Below are 17128 nucleotides of genomic sequence, written 5' to 3' on the forward strand. Positions count from 1 at the left end.
ATAGAAGGAGAATATCATGAGTGATTTTGCCGGCATGGAAGACCTGCTACAGGATTTTCTGACTGAGTCGTCAGAGCTCCTGTCCGAAGTGGATAATAAGCTTGTTGAACTGGAAAAACGTCCGGATGATCGAGCACTTTTGAATGATATTTTCCGCGGCTTTCACACTATCAAAGGTGGTGCAGGCTTTTTAAATGTCGATGCGATGGTCAGTCTTTGCCATCGTACAGAAAACCTGTTCGACAAACTCCGCAACGGTGAGCTGCAACTAACGCCAGAAATCATGGATGAAATCCTGATGGCCACTGGTGCAGTACGTGACATGTTTGGTGCAATGGCACAATCACGTCTGCCGGCCCCAGTAGATCCATCCCTGCTAGAAAGATTGGATAATGTGCTTGAGGGCAAAGAGTTACATGCCACATCACCAGCGGTGGCTACCCCTGCGCCTTCAGTAGCAACGCCCTCTTCACCAGCCAGCAGCCCACAACTGAATGGTGAAGAGCATAATTGGCAGCAATTGTATGATGTACTGCTTGATCAAGTCCCTAGTACTTCAGCCAGTTCTGAACCACAAGTGATCGAATCAACCGCGACAGTAATTGAGACAAAGCCAGCAACACCTGTCGCCCAAGTTGCGGACCCAATGCTGAGTCTGAAACCCGCCGCGGCAGTGCCAGCTACGACGGCACAGCGCGCGCAATCCAACGCTGCATCTCAACAGCTATCTACACAAGAGACCACCATCCGGATTGACACAGTTCGCCTTGACCAAGTGCTGAATCTGTCCGGTGAAATTGGATTAACCAAAAATCGCCTGACCACACTACGCTCTGACATCATGTCAGGGAAAATGGATACTGGTACGCTAAAAGCCTTGGATGAGGCTATTGGTCAGCTTGATTTGCTGGTTGGAGACTTGCAAAACGCGGTAATGAAAACGCGCATGCAGCCAATCGGCCGGCTGTTCCAAAAATACCCGCGCCTCGCTCGTGATTTGGCTCGGCAAATGGGCAAAGATGTAGAGCTCATTATCTCGGGTGAAGAAACCGAGCTTGATAAAACCATGCTGGAAGATCTGAATGATCCTCTAGTGCACTTAGTACGAAATGCGGTTGACCACGGGATCGAGACGACAGAAGAACGGATTGCGGCCGGCAAACCAGCCAAGGCTGTGGTAGAACTCTCTGCAACTCAGGTTGGGGATCATATTCGGATCGAAATTACCGATGATGGTCGCGGGATGCGGCCGGATGTTATTCGCCGCAAAGCTATTGAGAAAGGCCTGATTGACATCGAGACGGCAAATAGCCTTGATGACAAACAATCACTGCAATTGATCTTCTTGCCCGGCTTCTCTACCAAAGATCAAATTTCCAGTGTATCTGGACGCGGCGTGGGTATGGATGTGGTGAAAACCAATATCCAAAAACTGAACGGTCGGGTGGATATTCAGTCCATCGTTGGTGATGGCTCACGTTTTACAATTTCCCTACCATTAACCTTGGCCATTTTGCCGGTGCTGGTGGTCAAAGTATGCGATCAGCCATTCGCGGTTCCTTTGGCCATGGTGCGCGAGATCATCACTATTCGCCAAGAACAGGTGCAGGAAGTGTCAGGGCGCGCCACCATTGTCGTGCGCGATGAGATCCTCTCTGTACGTTCACTAGCGAACCTGATTGGCTGGGAAGAAGTTCAGGTGCCCCAGTTTGGCGTACTGATGCAATCGGCAGAGCACTCATTTATCTTGGCGGTAGATAGCTTCATTGGTCGTGACGACGTGGTCATTAAACCACTACAACATATCCGTCCTAAAGGTATCGCTGGAGCCACTTTATCGGGCGATGGCTCGATTGTCTTGGTGCTGGACATGGAAGATCTACTTGCATCGACCCATGCAGATCACTCAGCAATCAAAACATCACGTTTTGCACAGGATTTAGTGTAAGCAAGGCTTGTTGATTGCAAGCAAAAACATTAGGATAGCCTAATAAACACAGGGGCATAGCCAGCAGGCTTTAACATGACGCAAGAACATGCATTTATTGGTCGCCAGCCGATCCTCAATCGTCAGCAGCAGATTATTGGCTATGAATTACTATTCCGTTTGAATCAGGATGCCCAAACGGCGGATTTTTCCAGTGATATGCAGGCGGGTACCAATGTATTGGTAAATACCATCTCCAATATGGGTACCGATTGGCTGGTTGGCGATAAGATTGCGTTCATCAATGTCGCGGAGTCGATGCTGGAAAGCAATTTTCTAGAGTTGCTGCAACCACAGCGCGTAGTCCTCGAAATTGTTGAAACCACGCAAACCTCGCCTGAACTATTAAACCGGATTGCGGAGCTCCGTAACCAGGGTTTTGGCATCGCCCTGGATGATTTTGTGTTGACCCCACAAACAGCGCCAATGATTGAGTTTGCAAACTACATCAAACTCGACATTCAGCAACTGGGAATGGCACAAGTGCCTACCCTCTCGAAAGAGTTGCGCAAATATCCTCTATTGCAAGTCGCTGAAAAAGTAGAGACCAAAGAAGAATTTAAACAGTGCCTCGATATCGGCATGGATTGCTTCCAGGGTTACTACTTCGCTCATCCGGTGACCCTGTCGGCTAAGGTAATCAATCCGGGTTACGCCAACATTCTGAATTTGCTGAATATGTTGCGTAACAACGCAGAGATTCGCGATATTGAAAACGCCCTAAAACGCGATGTTGCGCTATCGTTTAAGCTGCTGCGATATATTAATTCGGCGGGCTTTGGCTTGTCGTGTGAAATTCAGTCCTTCCGTCATGCCGTGACCATATTGGGCTATCAGAAGCTGTACCGCTGGCTCACGCTTTTATTGGTGACCGCCGGCGCAGAAACTGGCTCACCACCTGCATTGCTTAAAACTGCCGTCACTCGGGGGCGCTTGGTTGAGCTTCTCGGCTCGCACCTGCTTGATGGCCAGGACAAAGATAATCTCTTTATCGTCGGTATGTTCTCCTTGCTAGATGTGCTGTTAGACATGCCGATGGAAAATATTCTAGAAACCCTCATCTTGCCAGAAACAGTGAGCGATGCCTTGCTCACACGTACCGGCATTTACGGGCCATTCCTCGAATTGGCCGAGGCCTGTGAAGACCCATCCATGGCCGAAGTGCCCCGGCTATGCGAGCAGCTACAAATTACGCCAGACATGCTTAATCGTGCACATGTGCAAGCACTGCAATGGGTTGAAGAGCTCGGGGTTTAATTCACTTTTTGTTGATTAAAAAATAAAGCCACGCTCCGCGTGGTTTTATTTTGCAGTGGAGAATGCACACATGTATGTCAGTCGCGATGCAGAAGGGCGAATCATCTCGCTCCATCAGGAAGCCACTGCCGAAGCCCAAGAGGCGATCAGCCCCCGAGATCCCGAAGTAATGGCATTTATCGGCCAAGGCTCAGAGCTTGATCATTCCGATAGCTCCTTAATCCGGGTTATCGAAGACTTAGTCGATGTGTTAATTCAGAAAAATGTGCTGCGACTAACGGATCTGCCAAACGCGGCCCAGGCCAAGCTACTTTCACGCAAAAGCTTGCGCCAGCGGCTAAGCCACAGCCTTGATTTATTGAATGACAATGACAAAGGGCTGCTTTAAAGCAGCCCTTGCGTGGTTCACTAGCAAAACGCCTTACTTTTGTTGCGTTTCACGCAGAGTAAACCGGTAACGTTCCTTCACAAGCGGCTCATTAATATCCGCTTCGCTGATTTTCAGGCCCAGCTTTTGCGCTCGCTCAGCCATGCCGACGTAACACTTGCTCTTCACCTCATCAGGGGCGGCATGCTCGCCAAACAGTAGCTTGCCGCAATCAGCGAGAATCTCGTTAAACTGCGCAGGGTTGGCATTGAGCAAGGCATTGGCATAACGCGGGTCATTAGCCTGCGCTTGGGCCGCAGGCTGAGCCGTGCCGCCTTGGTTTTCAGCCTGATCACCGCAGGCCATCAACAAACACGATAAACCGGCCGCCAATAAGTACTTCAGCATAAATCTCTCCTCCTATTCTTGTTGCTGAATGTACCGAAAAACCAGCCAAACTACAAAATTACTTGTGGATCGAAGGTATTACAGTGGTTTAGATCACCCGCTTGCATGCCGCGGCGAAACCAAGTCATCCGCTGCGCCGATGTACCGTGGGTGAATGCATCTGGGACCACCGCCCGCCCAGCGCTGTGTTGCAGGGTATCGTCGCCAATCGCGTTCGCAGCTTGCAGTGCTTCATCTAAATCATTCGGATCCAGCAAACCACGCTGGGCGGCTGAATGGCCCCATACCCCAGCCAAGCAATCAGCCTGCAATTCTAGGCGCACCGACAGCTGGTTGGCGGCCGTTTTACTCAACTGCTGCTGCCGGGCGTGCACTTGCGCTGAAACGCCCAGCAGATTTTGCACATGGTGGCCCACCTCGTGGGCGATCACATAAGCTTGGGCGAAATCACCAGGCGCGGCATAGCGTTGGGATAGCTCTTGGAAAAAGGCTAGGTCGATATAGACCTTTTGATCGGCCGGGCAATAAAAAGGCCCCATCGCGGCACTGGCAGAGCCACACGCCGATTGCACTGCACCGCTGAAGTACACCAGCTTTGGTTCTTGATATTGGCCACCGCGGGCCGCAAAGATCTGCTGCCACGTGGCCTCGGTATCCCCAAGAATATGTCGCACCATCTGCTTGGCAGTAGGGTCTTGCGAGGCCGCATTAGGCGCTGCGGCCGGGGCGTGCACCTGCTGCTGCGCCACCATCCCCAAGATTTCGAGCGGGCTCTTGCCCAGCAGCAGCCCGATGACCACCACCACGGCAACCCCACCCAAACTTAGGCGCCCTAAACCGGCTCCAGAGCGCCCAGTTTGGTCTTCCACATTACTGCTTTCCCGCATTTGATCCCAGCGCATCAGCCCGCTCCTCTCACCATCAGTTGCAACTTGTAAACCTTATGCCCAGCAGCTAGCTATAAGCATGCAGGCTATCCATCTACCCTCCTCACGCTTGGCGCTACTAGCATGCTATGCCGGGCTCATTTCGATTCCGCTCGGCATCAGTATGGCCCAATGGGCGGCACAGCTGCAGCCCGCCCGCTGGGTTCTAGCCGCCCTACTGTGTGCCATCGCCACCCTGATTTTTCGCCGGCGGCAACTGGGGCGCCTCTTTGCCATCATTATGCTGTTTTGCCTCGCCAGTGCCTACACACAATGGCGCGCACAACAGCGCTTGGCTTTAAATCTACCCACAGCGCTTTACAACCAAGTTGTCGAAGTCGAGCTGCAGATCAATAGCCTAGTGCAAACCAATGAATATGGCTGGAAAGTCAAAGCCAGCATGCTCACCTCGCTCGCCAATCCGGCATGGCAGGCGCACACACTACAAATCAGTGGCTACCGTGAGCCACCACCACAAGCGAATCAATGCCTTCGGGCCAAGCTGAAATTGCGACCGGCTCATGCCAGTCTAAACCCGGGTGGGTTTGATCTGCTTGGCTGGTTTTTACAACAAGACATCAATGCACTCGCCATTTGGCAACAAGCCCAAGTCCTCACCTGCCCGCAGCGCAACTGGCTGCTGGCCACCCGCGCCCAATTGCAGCAACACATCCAGCATACGCTCGCCAATCACCCATTGCAGGGCATGGTGCAAGCGCTCACTATTGGCGAACAAAGCACGATCAGCCGCGAACAATGGCTGCTGTTTCAACAAACAGGCATTGTGCATCTGGTCTCGATTTCGGGTCTGCACATCAGCATGCTCGCCATGCTGGCCGCCGCGTTCTGCCAAACGCTCTGGCGCCGGGTTCCCCGCGCCGTCAATCGCATACCTGCCCGTAAAGCCGCTTTAATAGCAGGGGTATTGGCCGCCGGGGCTTATTCTGCTTTGGCCGGATGGAGTATACCCACCCAGCGTACTTTTCTGATGTTGCTGTTTGTCGCCCTAGGGCTACTCAGTCGCCGCCGCTGGCCGATTAGCATCATCTGGCTCTTGGCGTTGAATGCGGTGGTGCTGCTCGATCCTTTTGCGCCGCTGGCGATGGGTTTCTGGCTGTCGTTTCTCACGGTGGGCTTTTTGCTCTGGGCCGCCAGCCAAAGCCGCCCGGCTTGGTGGGTCGGCTTTTGGCATAGCCAGTGGGCTGCCACCTTGGCTTCTTTACCGTTATTACTGTTCATCTTTGGCCAGTTTCCACTGCTTTCTCCGCTGGCCAATGCGCTTGCGATTCCGATCGTGAGTGGCTTGATTACGCCGCTGGCCTTGCTGGGCCTACTTGACCCCAGTGGCTTTTGCCTTAGGGCGGCAGCCGAATTAGCTCAATACTTGCTGCTAGTCTTAAGTTATGGTCAGCAACATTTACCAGCAGCGTGGTGGCGCAGCAGCCCCACGCCCCTGCAGATGCTACTGGCGGTGGCCGGGGTATTTCTGCTGCTATTACCGCGTGGCTGGCCCGGCCGGCTGGTAGGCTGGGTCTTGCTACTCCCCGCCCTGCTAGCACGTCCGGCAATGCCAGCGCCCGGTGAGCTGCGGCTTTGGGTGCTCGATGTCGGCCAAGGGCTGTCTGTCTTGCTACAAACCCAGCAGCACACGCTGCTGTTTGATACCGGTAAAGCCGCGAATGCCCAGCGTGCGCTACTGCCTGCCCTGCTCAGCGCGGGGGGCCCGGCCCTCGATACCCTCATCCTCTCGCACAACGACAATGACCACACCGGCGCAGCCGCAGCCTTGCTCGCCCAATGGCCTGTTAAAGAGATTATCCACTCCTTGCCCAGCGACCATCCAACCTTACGACAAGCCCCCTTTGCCCAACAAACGCGCTGCAGCGCTGGCCGCCGCTGGCAATGGGATGGGGTGGAATTTAGTATCGTTTGGCCCAGTGCCGACGCAGTGTTGCTCAATGACAACGCCCGCAGTTGCGTGCTCAGCATTCGCAGCGCGCAACATCGTGTGCTGCTCACGGCCGACATCAGCCGCCAAGAAGAAGCCGCGCTACTGCGGCAAGACCTTGCCGCTCATGACATCCTGCTTGTGCCGCACCATGGCAGCAAATCAGCCTCCAGCGATGCGTTTTTGCAGCAGCAACGGCCCAGCATGGCCCTCAACTCCGCCGGTAGGTTTAATCCATTTGGCCACCCCAAAGCTGAGGTGATTGCGCGCTATGAGGCTGTTGGTGCCACGTTCTGGAATACGGCCGAGCATGGCGCCTTACTGCTGAGCGTGGGGAAAACCATACAAATTCAAACCGAGCGCGAGCGGCGGCAACGCTATTGGTACAATGAGCCACCCCAATAAGCGGTTGTCATTGTGTTATCTCTAGCTGCGCTCTATCGCTACCCTCTCAAATCCGCCCAAGCCGAAGCATTAACGCACTGCAGCATTGCGCCTATCGGGCTGCAATATGACCGCCACTGGATGCTCTGCACACCGGATGGGCAATTTCTTAGCGCCCGTACTCATCCGGCCTTGTTGCAATTGCGCTGTGAAATAACGGCCACTGGCTTCGCGCTCCACGCCCCCGATCAGGCTAGCCAAGCCTTTCAGCTCAGTGATTTTTCACCCATGGCACAAGTTACAGTGTGGGAGAGCCAATTTCCAGCCTGGCAAGCCAATGCTGCGCTTAATCAGTGGTGTAGCGATTATCTGGGTGAACCCGTTTTACTGTGCTGGATTGGCCCTGAATCCGCGCGGCGCACCAAGCGCCGCCCCGAAGTGCCGGTGAGTTTCAGTGATGGCTATCCGCTACTGCTGATCGGTGAAGGCTCGTGGCATGAATTAAATGAACGCGCCGGGCAACAGTTCGACATTCTGCGCTTTCGGCCCAATCTACTGATCGCAGGGGCCGAGCCCTTTGCTGAAGATCGCTGGCAGCAAATTCGGATTGGCGAAGTGCTCATCGATCTGGTCAAACCCTGCGAGCGCTGCGTAATCACCACTCGCGATCCGGTGAGCGGGCAAATGCTGCCCAAGGGCGAGCCACTGCGCACCTTGGCCAAGTTTCGCCGCGCGGGCAGCGAGGTGTTATTCGGGCAAAATGCCGTCCCGCTCAATCATGGCGAATTGCGGGTTGGCCAAAGCGTAGAAATTATTTCCTACAAGGAATAAGCCATGGATTTAGCCGTCTTCATCAAAGAAACCTTGCGCACCTTGCTGCTACCGCCGGGCTGTTTATTGCTAGTCATGGCGGTTTGCCTCGCCCTGCCTGCGCGCTGGGCCAGGCCCGCCCAGCTTGGCTTGATCAGCGCCGTAGCTGGCCTGTATGCCTTGAGCACGCCCTTGGTTGCACACAGCTTGTTTCGTCTGGTTGAGCCGCCGGCACTGATCAAAAACCTGGCCGGCATGGATCAGGCACAAGCCATTGTCATTCTGGGCGGGGGCAAGCGCTTTGCCGCTCCCGACGTGGTGGAAGGCGAAACCATCAATAATGTCACGCTCGCCCGAGTACGCTATGGCGCCCGGATTGCGAAAGTCAGTGGTTTACCGGTGCTGGTGTCGGGTGGCGCGCCGCTTGGTGGCGCCAGCGAGGCGCACTATATGCGCCAAGCGCTGCATGAATATGGCGTGGATGTACGCTGGGTGGAAGGTGGCTCGGTCGATACTGCGGAGAATGCTGCACTCAGTGCCAAATTACTCGGGCCGCAAATCCGGCAGATTATTCTGGTGACTTCCGCCGATCATATGCCACGCGCCGCGCGCAGCTTTCGGCAGCAGGGCTTTGAAGTATTTACCGCCCCCACCGATTACCCGAATCGCGAACCCTTTAATCTGACGGCATTGCTACCCAAAGCCAGCGCCTTGCAGCTCAGTAGCACTGCGTGTAGGGAAGTATTGGGGCAACTGTGGTATGCACTGCGTGGGCAATAAGGGTATATTCACAAACGCATTGATTTAAATAGCGCCCAATTGAATACCCCGGCCAGGTATATGTACAACACCCCATCGCTGCCCAGCTTAATCCAACGGAAAGTCAGGATTCCACGCCACTTCCCACAAATGCCCGTCGGGATCAGCAAAATAGCCCGCGTAGCCACCCCAGCTGGTAGCTTGTCCGGGTTTGCTCAGCTGCCCACCGCCGGCGGCGGCTTGCGCCAGTAATGCATCTACTTCGGCTGGACTGCGCACATTGTGAGCCAGCGCCACGCCACGAAACCCTTGCCCTGCCGCCGGCACGCCCGCATCGGTGGCCAAGAGCTCAGTTGGGTACAGCGCCAAACACACGGGGCCCAGCATAAAAAAAGCCACTTCAGGCAGTATGCGCTTGGGAGTCAAGCCCAAAGTATCGCGGTAAAAGGAAACCGCTATCGCCAAATTGGCGACCCCCAGTGTGACAAAACTCAGTCTCGCTTCCATCAGCCGAATTTAGAAGCGGCCTGCCGGTGCGGCTGGTTTTTTAGCCAGTTCATACACCGTTTTGCCCTGTAATTTGAAGAACTCGGCAGCGTGGTAGAGATTTTCCGAGTGCCCCACATACAGCAGACCTTCCGGTTTCAAAAGCGGCGCGAAGCGCTGCAGAATCTTAAACTGGGTGTCTTTGTCGAAATAGATCATCACATTCCGGCAGAAAATGGCATCCAATGGGCCGCGAATCGACCAGTTGGGCTCGATCAGATTCAGGCGGCGGAAGGTAATCATTTCACGCAATTCCGGCTTGAGCTGAAAACGGCCATCGCTTAACTGGGTAAAAAAGCGGCTAACGCGCGGCGCGCCCATTTTGCGGACTTCTTCCGCGGCATAAATACCCTGCCGCCCGACTTCCAGCACATTGGTATCCAGATCAGTGGCGAAAATTTTGACCGGTGGGCGCAAGCTATCGAAGGCTTCACAGGCGGTAATCGCCAGCGAATAGGGCTCTTCGCCGGTGCTGGAAGCAGAACACCAGATATTGAAGGAACCGCCGGGCTTTTGGCTTTTCAGGTAGCGATTCAAAATTTCAAAATGGTGCGCTTCACGGAAAAACGAGGTGAGATTGGTGGTCATGGAATTGGTAAACAGCTCCAACTCTTTCGGGTCACCCTTTTCCAGTACCTGCAGGTATTGCTGAAAGGTTTTCAGATTCAGCGCGCGCAACCGTTTGGCCAGCCGGCCATACACCATATCGTGCTTGGATTCGGAGAGCGCGATACCGGCATAGTTGTAAATTAATTTGCGCACCTTTTCGAAGTCGGCGTGGGTAAATTCAAATTCTCGATGAAGTGGCAACATGGCAAGCCCTAGGTTCACGCAATGATTACAGAATAGACCAAACTCAAATGTCCAGCCCGCTTACAGCTTGAGATCACGCCAGATCCCATCAATCCGCGCCACGGCGGCCGGATCACGCTCAATCACCCGGCCCCACTCGCGGTTAGTTTCACCCGGCAGCTTATTGGTGGCATCCAAGCCCATCTTGCCGCCTAAGCCAGAAATGGGGCTGGCGAAATCCAGATAATCAATCGGTGTATGCTCCACCAAAGTGGTGTCGCGCACCGGATCCATCCGCGTGGTGATCGCCCAAATCACTTCTTTCCAGTCACGGCAATCCACATCATCATCCACGATCACGATGTATTTGGTGTACATAAACTGGCGCAAGAACGACCACACACCAAACATCACCCGTTTGGCATGCCCCGGATATTGTTTTTTGATCGACACAATCGCCATCCGGTAGCTGCAACCTTCCGGCGGCAGATAAAAATCGACGATTTCGGGAAACTGCTTTTGCAAGATCGGCACAAACACTTCGTTCAGCGCCACGCCTAAAATCGCCGGCTCATCGGGTGGTTTGCCGGTGTAGGTGCTGTGGTAAATCGGATCGGGGCGACTGGTGATACGCTCAACTTCGAATACCGGAAACCAATCTTGCTCGTTGTAGTAGCCAGTATGGTCGCCATACGGGCCTTCCAAGGCGTGCAGAAAGCCATTCACCTCTTTCAGCGGCACACCGTGTTCTGACACACCACTGTAGCCCGCCTCGCAGGGTTTCAACACGCCTTCGAGTACGATTTCAGCGGTGGCTGGCACTTGCAGGTCTGAGCCGATACATTGCACCAGTTCGGTCTTACTGCCGCGCAGCAAACCGGCAAATTGATATTCACTCAGCGTATCAGGCACGGGCGTCACCGCACCCAAAATCGTGGCCGGATCACAGCCCAGCACCACGGCCACCGGATACGGCTTGCCCGGGTTTTGCTTGGCATGCTCGCGAAAATCCAGCGCACCGCCGCGATGCGCCAGCCAGCGCATAATCACTTGGTTTTTGGCTATCACCTGCTGGCGATAAATGCCCAGATTCTGCCGTTTTTTATTTGGCCCACGAGTGACCACCAAGCCCCAGGTAATCAGCGGCGCCACATCGCCCGGCCAGCAATGCTGGATCGGAATCTGCCCCAGATCGACATCCGGGCCTTCGACAATAACTTCTTGGCAAATACCTTTGCGCACTTCTTTCGGCGCCATATTCAGCACTTGCTTCAACAGCGGCAGCTTTTCCCACGCGTCTTTCAGGCCTTTGGGTGGCTCAGGCTCTTTAAGATAAGCCAGCGTTTGGCCAATTTCGCGCAGCGCACTGGTGTCTTGCGCGCCCATGCCGAGTGCAACGCGCCGTGGCGTGCCGAATAAATTGCCGAGCACCGGCATACGGTAGCCAGGTATATTCTCGAACAATAGCGCTGGCCCGCCTTGGCGCAAGATACGGTCACAAAGCTCGGTCATTTCTAATTTGGGCGAGACTGGCAGCTGCACCCGTTTCAATTCACCCTGCGCTTCCAGCTGCTGGATGAAATCACGTAAATCACGATATTTCATGAAATTTCCTGCAAAAAAAACGCCCGGACCAGCGGGCGTTGAGCGGCAAATGCGGCGGGTTTAGCGCACTTCGGCCAGCGTCATGGTACTGGTAAAGCGCGCGCCGGCGGCAATCTCCAGCGCATTATCAAAGACATCACCGCGTTCAACACAGACAAAGCCTTGCATATTGGCGCCCACATCGGCCATCTGCACCGCGTATTCACCTGGGTTCCACACCACGGCGCTATGCGCGCTGCTGGTAATTTGAATCGAACGGTCGCCATCTACAATCGTTTGCACCGCTGGCACATCCAGATACACCCGATCAGTACTACCACTCAGCTGCAAGACACCTTCTTGCTTAAGGCGGCGCACTTCACCAAGCGTATCGATATAGGTCAGATTTTCCAGCCCATGAATCGGCGACTGGGTATAGTCCGCGACATTAAAGTAGGTATGAAAGGCGTAGGTAAACGGTGCCGGGGTATTGCTGAGGTTATCGACCCGCAAAGTCAGTGTGAGTTCAGTGCCTACATCCACTTGCAGCTCGAATTTAAATTCATGCGGCCATTGCTGCAGGGTTTCAGCAGTATGCGCCAGAGTCAGCAACACTCGGGTTGCACCGTTGGCCAGCTGTTCGGCACTGGCGAGAGTCCAATCCATGGTGCGGGCAAAGCCATGCGATGGCAAACCGGCCGGATGGCCACCAAACCAAGGCATACACAGCGGAATTCCCCCACGTACGGCTTTGTCGTCGGCGAATTTCGCCAGTGGCGACACCCACAGCAGCTCTTTACCGCCAGCCGGGATAAACGACAGCAGATGCGCACCTTGCAGTGCCAAGGTAGCACGCCCCAGTTCGTTTTCAATGGTGACCAGCGGCAAACCATCGCCGTGATGATCAAATAGATCGGCAGAAGGGATAACGGCAACACCGGTTACATTGGCCAGCACAGCGGTGAAATCAGATGCATTCATGGGGCTACTTCCTCGTTAAGCTGGGCTTATTTTAAAGCAATCTAGGCTGGGCTTACAGCGGTTGCGGATAATTTACTGCGTCGGATCAAGGCTTAATGCGGCACCGGCAAATTGCGCGGCGGCACGCCCTCGATACTGCGTTCCGGATCAAACCAGCGCGAGAGCCATTTAAAGGTACGCCGCCAGGCATCGCTGGCCGCCTCTGGGTCGGCCAAAACATCCAGGGCCAAATGATTACGCGGCAGATTCAAGGCCTCGCGGCTTGCCTGCTCTGGGTTAAGGTCAAAATCATGCCGCACGCCCGGGTAAGTCACCACGTGAAAGAGGCTTTGCCCTGAAGCTTGCGCCAGCTCGCTGCAATGGGCACTCGGGGTAAGATTATCGTGTTCGCCGGCCAATAGCAGTGTTGGCGCCGAAACCCGATACTCCCTCCCCAGTAATGGCTTGCAGGCAGGATAAAATAAGGCGGCCGAGCGAATACCCGGCGATTTACGATTCAGCAGCGCCAGTGTCGCCGTGGCGCCCTGATCCCACGCCACCACGGCAATGCGCTTGGCATCGATCTGGGGACGTTTTTTTAGCCAGCTAATCGCGGCCGCCAACTCGTTGGCGCGCGCATTCATCGCCGCTTTCTGCCGGGCCAACTGCTGGGGCTGACAGCTAAGTTTGGCTTTTGCCTGCGGGATCAGCACCGCAAAATCCAGTTCCTGCAGCTGGCTAGCAATACGCTCATAGCGCAGCCCCAAATCACCTTCTTTATTCAGCAGACCACCACAGCCGTGCAAAATAATGACAGCCGGAGCACCATAGCGATTGGCAGCCTGAAATTCAGCTTTGAGTTTACCGTTACCATAAGGGATCGCTACGGATGTCGCTTGCGCAGCGCCACAGAGCAGGCCAAGGGCCAAACCAGCCAATTTCATCAGGAAATCAATCGCACAATAAAGGGAAAACGATGCTCAAGCCCTTTGCTGGCATTCATTGCCCCCAGCACGCAGCCCACAACGCCAAGCAGATAATAGGCACCCACCGCCAGCCACAAGATCCCCATGAGCAACCAGCCCAGGATCGGAATAAACAACAGCACGCCATTCAGCACCGAAATCGCCGCTGAGCCAAGCAGAAAACAAATCGACCAATTCAGTGTTTCACGCGCAGCGCTAAGCACAAAGCGATCGTCTTTTTTAGCGATGAAGCCTACCAAGCCGGGGAGTAAGGGGCAGAAAATGGTGAGGATATAAATCAACACAGCCAGATTACGTGAATCGCTGCTTGGCGCATCATGCGGGATGTACTCTTGCATGCAGAAGTCTCAGGAAGGAATGGCAAAGGCTTGAACAAGGGGCTCAATTCTACGCGCCTGAGCTGTCATGCTCAATCAGCCAGCGCTTTAATTTCACTTCATTCGCGCCAATCATCCGCAGCGCACTGGCAAAAACCAAGGATATGCACTAAACCGGCTATGCAAGCCATAGTTGCAATGCAACAAATGCCACAGATTACCAAGCGGGGATGGTCATGAGTGACACAATCGACTGTGCGATGGACGAATTCGGCGTAATTCGCCTGCAACTCAAACGGCCAGAAGTCTGTCATGCCATTAATGAAATTATGGTTGCCGAGCTCAGCGCCACGCTGACCGCGCTAGGGCAAAATGAACGGGCCCGGGTGCTAATCTTGAGGGGTGGCCCGCAGCATTTTTGCGCCGGAACCGATGAACACTGGATTGCCCAAGGGTGTAGCGCCAGTGCCGATCATAATTTTGAAGATGCCCTGAATATTGCCCGTCTGCTGCGCATCCTTGATCGCCTGCCCTTTCCGACTATCGCACTAGTCGATGGGCCAGCCATTGGCCTCGGCTGCGGTCTGATCGCCTGTTGCGACCTGATCGTGGCCACAGCCCGCAGTCGTTTTGCAGTGCCAGATGCCCGCCTAGGCTTAATCCCAGCCGTCTATGGGCCCTATCTGATCAACAAAATTGGAAGTAGTGCAGCACGACGGTTTTTCCTCACCGGTGAGCAGTTTGACGGCGAGGTTGCGCAGCGCATCGGATTAATCCATGAAGTACACCCTGATCATGCGACAGCACAGCAGCAAGTGGCGCAGTGGTGTGCGCATATCTTGCGCAATAGTCCACATGCCCTCACGGCTTGCAAGCGCTTAATCACGTCGGTAGAGCATCGCCCGATTGATGACGCCATGATCTCAGATACGGCACACCGTATGGCCCATATCCGCAGCCATGAAGAAGCGGTCGAGGGGATTCGCGCTTATCTAGAAGCTAGCACACCCGCCTGGGCAATAAAAAACCCGGCCTAGGCCGGGTTTTTTGTCAGCGGCCAATTACTCGGCAGCTTTGCTGAATTGCTTGCTGTATTTCACGCTGATTTCTTTCTTCAGCGCTTCCAAATACGCATTCATCTCAACCTGACCATACATACGGGCCAGATTTTCATCGAGCTGGAATTTGTTTTGTGGGCTGAGCTCAGGTGCAGCGATGGTTTTGCCCACTTTATACAGCACATAACCTTTACCCGGTACTGCTGCGCCAACGAAGGCCGGCTTTTGATTGCCATCCACCTTGAAGATCGCCTTCAAATCAGCTTCCGCCACGCCAGGAGCCGCTAGGCGGCTAAACTGTTGCACCTCGCCCCAAGCCAGCGCCACATCTTGGCCAGCTTGCAGCGCTTTGAGTTTGGCCTGACCATCAGCCGCCGCCAGTTTAAGCGCCTTTTCGTTTTTCAGTTGCGCAGCGATCTGGGCACTCACATCGGCCAAAGGCTGAGTTTGTGCTGGTTTGTGCTCGACCACCCGAGCCGAAATCAGCTTGCCATTGGCTAGTTCGATGGCTTCTGAATTGTGCTTTTTCTTCAGCACATCATCACTAAAAATCGCTTCCAGCAGTTTCGGGTTTTTCAAACCTTCATCTTTGCTCGCTTCACGGCTCAGCCAATCACTTTTCTCGATCTTGAGTTTGAGCTCATCGGCCACCGGCTTGAGGCTATCGGCTTGCTGGTAAACCAGATCACCAAACTTCTCCGATTGCACTTGGAACGCGGCTTGGGCTTTGTCCATTTTTAGCTTGTTTTCGATCATCGGCTTAAGATCGGCCAGCGTAGCGCCCTTGATGTCTTCCAGCTTCAAAATATGGAAGCCAAACTCGGTCTCAACCACGCCACTGAGTTGGCCCTTTTGCAGTTTGAAAGCAGCTTCTTCAAACGGCTTTACCATCGCTCCACGCGCAAAGAAACCCAAATCACCGCCATTCGCAGCAGAGCCTGGGTCTTGCGATTTAGCTTTGGCTACTTCAGCAAAGCGGGCTGGATTGGCTTTGAGTTCGGCCAAAATTTGTTCAGCCTGCTGGCGTACTTTGGCTTTTTCATCAGCCTTCATGTCCTTCGGGGCATTCAGCAGGATATGGCTGACTTTGCGCTCTTCTTTGGCCAATTCAGATGTGTGCGCCTCGAAGTATTTCTGGATTTCTTCTTCGCTCACAGCTTGCGTGGCCGCCAGATCACTCTGCGACAGAATCACGTATTCCAGCTTGACTTGCTCAGGAGCTTTAAACTTGGCCAGGTTGCTATCGTAGTATTGCTTGATCTCAGCTTCTGATGCTGTCGCCTGAGCCAGATATTGTGCGGGCGCCAAAACGACTTGGTTGACTTCACGCTTTTCGCCCATCAGCTGATTCAAGCGTTGCAGTTGGACATTCGAGGCAAAGCCAGTTTGCATCAAGCCATCCATCAATTGGCGCAGTACCAGATCTTTTTTGACTTTCTCTTCAAACTGGGCTGGCGACATTTGCTGCGAGGCCAGCAATTCTTGATAGCGTTTGGCGTCAAACTTGCCATCGACCTGGAAAGCAGGAATTGCAGCAATCGCATCGCGCAATACCGCATCCGGCACAGTGAGGCGCAGCTTGTTGGCTTGCTCGCTAAGCAAATGCTGGCGAACGAGTTGCTCAACGACCATTGGCTTCATTTCATTGGGAATCGCTTGATTACCAATGGCCTCGGCCAATTCACGCTGAGTAATCGGTGTGTTGCCGACCTTCGCCAAGTAGTTATCGCCTTGGCTCATCGCTTCATAACCGCTAAAACCAATCCCAACCACCAAACCTACGGAGATCATCCCCAAGATCACCTGCACGGCGGTTTTATTATTGTGTACAAAATCAAACATGGAAGACCGACTCCTGCTTTACATGCGGCATATCATGCCAGATTGCTTGCAGCCTGTCTGTAAGAGAAGCAATGATTGGCGGGAAAACAAAAGGGCAAACACAGTGTGTTTGCCCTAAAGCTTTGGCGGAGTGGACGGGGCTCGAACCCGCGACCCCCGGCGTGACAGGCCGGTATTCTAACCAACTGAACTACCAC

General features: G+C 54.1%; 16 protein-coding genes. 7 read left to right on the forward strand and 9 right to left on the reverse strand.

The features are described from left to right. Nucleotides 1-16 precede the first annotated feature (16 nt). From L991_RS08385 to L991_RS08395, 3 genes are all read left to right on the forward strand, one after another. Entirely contained in the window at nucleotides 17-1948 is a 1932-nt protein-coding gene (locus L991_RS08385; RefSeq protein WP_047393980.1) for a chemotaxis protein CheA, read from the forward strand. Between the two features lie 75 nt (nucleotides 1949-2023). Further along, complete coding sequence (locus tag L991_RS08390) at nucleotides 2024-3244, forward strand: EAL and HDOD domain-containing protein (RefSeq protein ID WP_028448833.1); 1221 nt, start codon at nucleotides 2024-2026, stop codon at nucleotides 3242-3244. Nucleotides 3245-3314: 70 nt separating this feature from the next. Next, on the forward strand, nucleotides 3315-3632 hold the full coding sequence (locus tag L991_RS08395) for a hypothetical protein (protein WP_047393983.1): 318 nt from the start codon (nucleotides 3315-3317) through the stop codon (nucleotides 3630-3632). 33 nt (nucleotides 3633-3665) lie between these two features. On the opposite strand, the gene L991_RS08400 is transcribed toward L991_RS08395, so the two are convergent. Together L991_RS08400 and L991_RS08405 are read right to left on the reverse strand one after the other, a co-directional pair. After that, a complete protein-coding gene (locus tag L991_RS08400; RefSeq protein WP_047393986.1) occupies nucleotides 3666-4019 on the reverse strand; it encodes a hypothetical protein in 354 nt (117 codons plus the stop codon). 50 nt (nucleotides 4020-4069) lie between these two features. Beyond that, entirely contained in the window at nucleotides 4070-4921 is an 852-nt protein-coding gene (locus L991_RS08405; protein WP_047393988.1) for a neutral zinc metallopeptidase, read from the reverse strand. Nucleotides 4922-4985: 64 nt separating this feature from the next. Here L991_RS08405 and L991_RS08410 point away from each other — a divergent pair, with 64 nt between their 5' ends. From L991_RS08410 to L991_RS08420, 3 genes are read left to right on the forward strand one after another with little or no spacing between them, the layout of a single operon-like run. Continuing rightward, complete coding sequence (locus L991_RS08410) at nucleotides 4986-7298, forward strand: DNA internalization-related competence protein ComEC/Rec2 (protein WP_052190739.1); 2313 nt, start codon at nucleotides 4986-4988, stop codon at nucleotides 7296-7298. A 12-nt stretch (nucleotides 7299-7310) separates the two neighbouring features. After that, nucleotides 7311-8108, forward strand: coding sequence for an MOSC domain-containing protein (locus L991_RS08415; RefSeq protein ID WP_052190740.1), 798 nt, complete (start codon nucleotides 7311-7313; stop codon nucleotides 8106-8108). A 3-nt stretch (nucleotides 8109-8111) separates the two neighbouring features. After that, nucleotides 8112-8867: a YdcF family protein gene (locus L991_RS08420; protein WP_047393991.1), complete on the forward strand. Its 756-nt coding sequence runs from the start codon at nucleotides 8112-8114 to the stop codon at nucleotides 8865-8867. Between the two features lie 87 nt (nucleotides 8868-8954). On the opposite strand, the gene L991_RS08425 is transcribed toward L991_RS08420, so the two are convergent. From L991_RS08425 to L991_RS08450, 6 genes are all read right to left on the reverse strand, one after another. Further along, nucleotides 8955-9353 (reverse strand): VOC family protein, encoded by a 399-nt coding sequence (locus L991_RS08425; RefSeq protein ID WP_047393994.1) that lies wholly within the window; start codon nucleotides 9351-9353, stop codon nucleotides 8955-8957. A gap of 9 nt (nucleotides 9354-9362) precedes the next feature. Beyond that, nucleotides 9363-10205: a CheR family methyltransferase gene (locus L991_RS08430; RefSeq protein ID WP_047393997.1), complete on the reverse strand. Its 843-nt coding sequence runs from the start codon at nucleotides 10203-10205 to the stop codon at nucleotides 9363-9365. 60 nt (nucleotides 10206-10265) lie between these two features. Continuing rightward, a complete protein-coding gene (gene ubiD, locus L991_RS08435; RefSeq protein WP_047393999.1) occupies nucleotides 10266-11789 on the reverse strand; it encodes a 4-hydroxy-3-polyprenylbenzoate decarboxylase in 1524 nt (507 codons plus the stop codon). Nucleotides 11790-11849: 60 nt separating this feature from the next. Next, nucleotides 11850-12749, reverse strand: coding sequence for a D-hexose-6-phosphate mutarotase (locus tag L991_RS08440; RefSeq protein ID WP_052190741.1), 900 nt, complete (start codon nucleotides 12747-12749; stop codon nucleotides 11850-11852). 92 nt (nucleotides 12750-12841) lie between these two features. Next, nucleotides 12842-13672: a dienelactone hydrolase family protein gene (locus L991_RS08445; protein WP_047394000.1), complete on the reverse strand. Its 831-nt coding sequence runs from the start codon at nucleotides 13670-13672 to the stop codon at nucleotides 12842-12844. After that, entirely contained in the window at nucleotides 13672-14052 is a 381-nt protein-coding gene (locus tag L991_RS08450; RefSeq protein WP_028448822.1) for a DUF4870 domain-containing protein, read from the reverse strand. Before L991_RS08450 ends, L991_RS08445 begins: the two co-directional genes overlap by 1 nt. 215 nt (nucleotides 14053-14267) lie before the next feature. Here L991_RS08450 and L991_RS08455 point away from each other — a divergent pair, with 215 nt between their 5' ends. Next, nucleotides 14268-15068 (forward strand): enoyl-CoA hydratase-related protein, encoded by an 801-nt coding sequence (locus L991_RS08455; protein ID WP_047394004.1) that lies wholly within the window; start codon nucleotides 14268-14270, stop codon nucleotides 15066-15068. A 24-nt stretch (nucleotides 15069-15092) separates the two neighbouring features. Here the strand turns inward: L991_RS08455 and L991_RS08460 are convergent, their stop codons facing one another. Then, nucleotides 15093-16931 carry a SurA N-terminal domain-containing protein gene (locus L991_RS08460; protein ID WP_047394008.1) on the reverse strand — a complete coding sequence of 613 codons (1839 nt, stop codon included), beginning with the start codon at nucleotides 16929-16931 and terminating at the stop codon, nucleotides 15093-15095. Nucleotides 16932-17128: the final 197 nt, after the last annotated feature.

Source organism: Chitinibacter sp. ZOR0017 (assembly GCF_000799095.1).
GTDB lineage: Bacteria > Pseudomonadota > Gammaproteobacteria > Burkholderiales > Chitinibacteraceae > Chitinibacter > Chitinibacter tainanensis.

What these genes read in the sequence shown, in the direction of transcription:
- L991_RS08420 (WP_047393991.1), top strand. Translation starts at nt 8,112, where the DNA reads ATGGATTTAGCCGTCTTCATCAAAGAAACCTTGCGCACCTTGCTGCTA.
- L991_RS08385 (WP_047393980.1), top strand. Translation starts at nt 17, where the DNA reads ATGAGTGATTTTGCCGGCATGGAAGACCTGCTACAGGATTTTCTGACT.
- L991_RS08395 (WP_047393983.1), top strand. Translation starts at nt 3,315, where the DNA reads ATGTATGTCAGTCGCGATGCAGAAGGGCGAATCATCTCGCTCCATCAG.
- L991_RS08410 (WP_052190739.1), top strand. Translation starts at nt 4,986, where the DNA reads ATGCAGGCTATCCATCTACCCTCCTCACGCTTGGCGCTACTAGCATGC.
- L991_RS08430 (WP_047393997.1), bottom strand. Translation starts at nt 10,205, where the DNA reads ATGTTGCCACTTCATCGAGAATTTGAATTTACCCACGCCGACTTCGAA.
- L991_RS08440 (WP_052190741.1), bottom strand. Translation starts at nt 12,749, where the DNA reads ATGAATGCATCTGATTTCACCGCTGTGCTGGCCAATGTAACCGGTGTT.
- L991_RS08390 (WP_028448833.1), top strand. Translation starts at nt 2,024, where the DNA reads ATGACGCAAGAACATGCATTTATTGGTCGCCAGCCGATCCTCAATCGT.
- L991_RS08455 (WP_047394004.1), top strand. Translation starts at nt 14,268, where the DNA reads ATGAGTGACACAATCGACTGTGCGATGGACGAATTCGGCGTAATTCGC.
- L991_RS08405 (WP_047393988.1), bottom strand. Translation starts at nt 4,921, where the DNA reads ATGCGCTGGGATCAAATGCGGGAAAGCAGTAATGTGGAAGACCAAACT.
- L991_RS08460 (WP_047394008.1), bottom strand. Translation starts at nt 16,931, where the DNA reads ATGTTTGATTTTGTACACAATAATAAAACCGCCGTGCAGGTGATCTTG.
- ubiD (WP_047393999.1), bottom strand. Translation starts at nt 11,789, where the DNA reads ATGAAATATCGTGATTTACGTGATTTCATCCAGCAGCTGGAAGCGCAG.
- L991_RS08425 (WP_047393994.1), bottom strand. Translation starts at nt 9,353, where the DNA reads ATGGAAGCGAGACTGAGTTTTGTCACACTGGGGGTCGCCAATTTGGCG.
- L991_RS08445 (WP_047394000.1), bottom strand. Translation starts at nt 13,672, where the DNA reads ATGAAATTGGCTGGTTTGGCCCTTGGCCTGCTCTGTGGCGCTGCGCAA.
- L991_RS08450 (WP_028448822.1), bottom strand. Translation starts at nt 14,052, where the DNA reads ATGCAAGAGTACATCCCGCATGATGCGCCAAGCAGCGATTCACGTAAT.
- L991_RS08400 (WP_047393986.1), bottom strand. Translation starts at nt 4,019, where the DNA reads ATGCTGAAGTACTTATTGGCGGCCGGTTTATCGTGTTTGTTGATGGCC.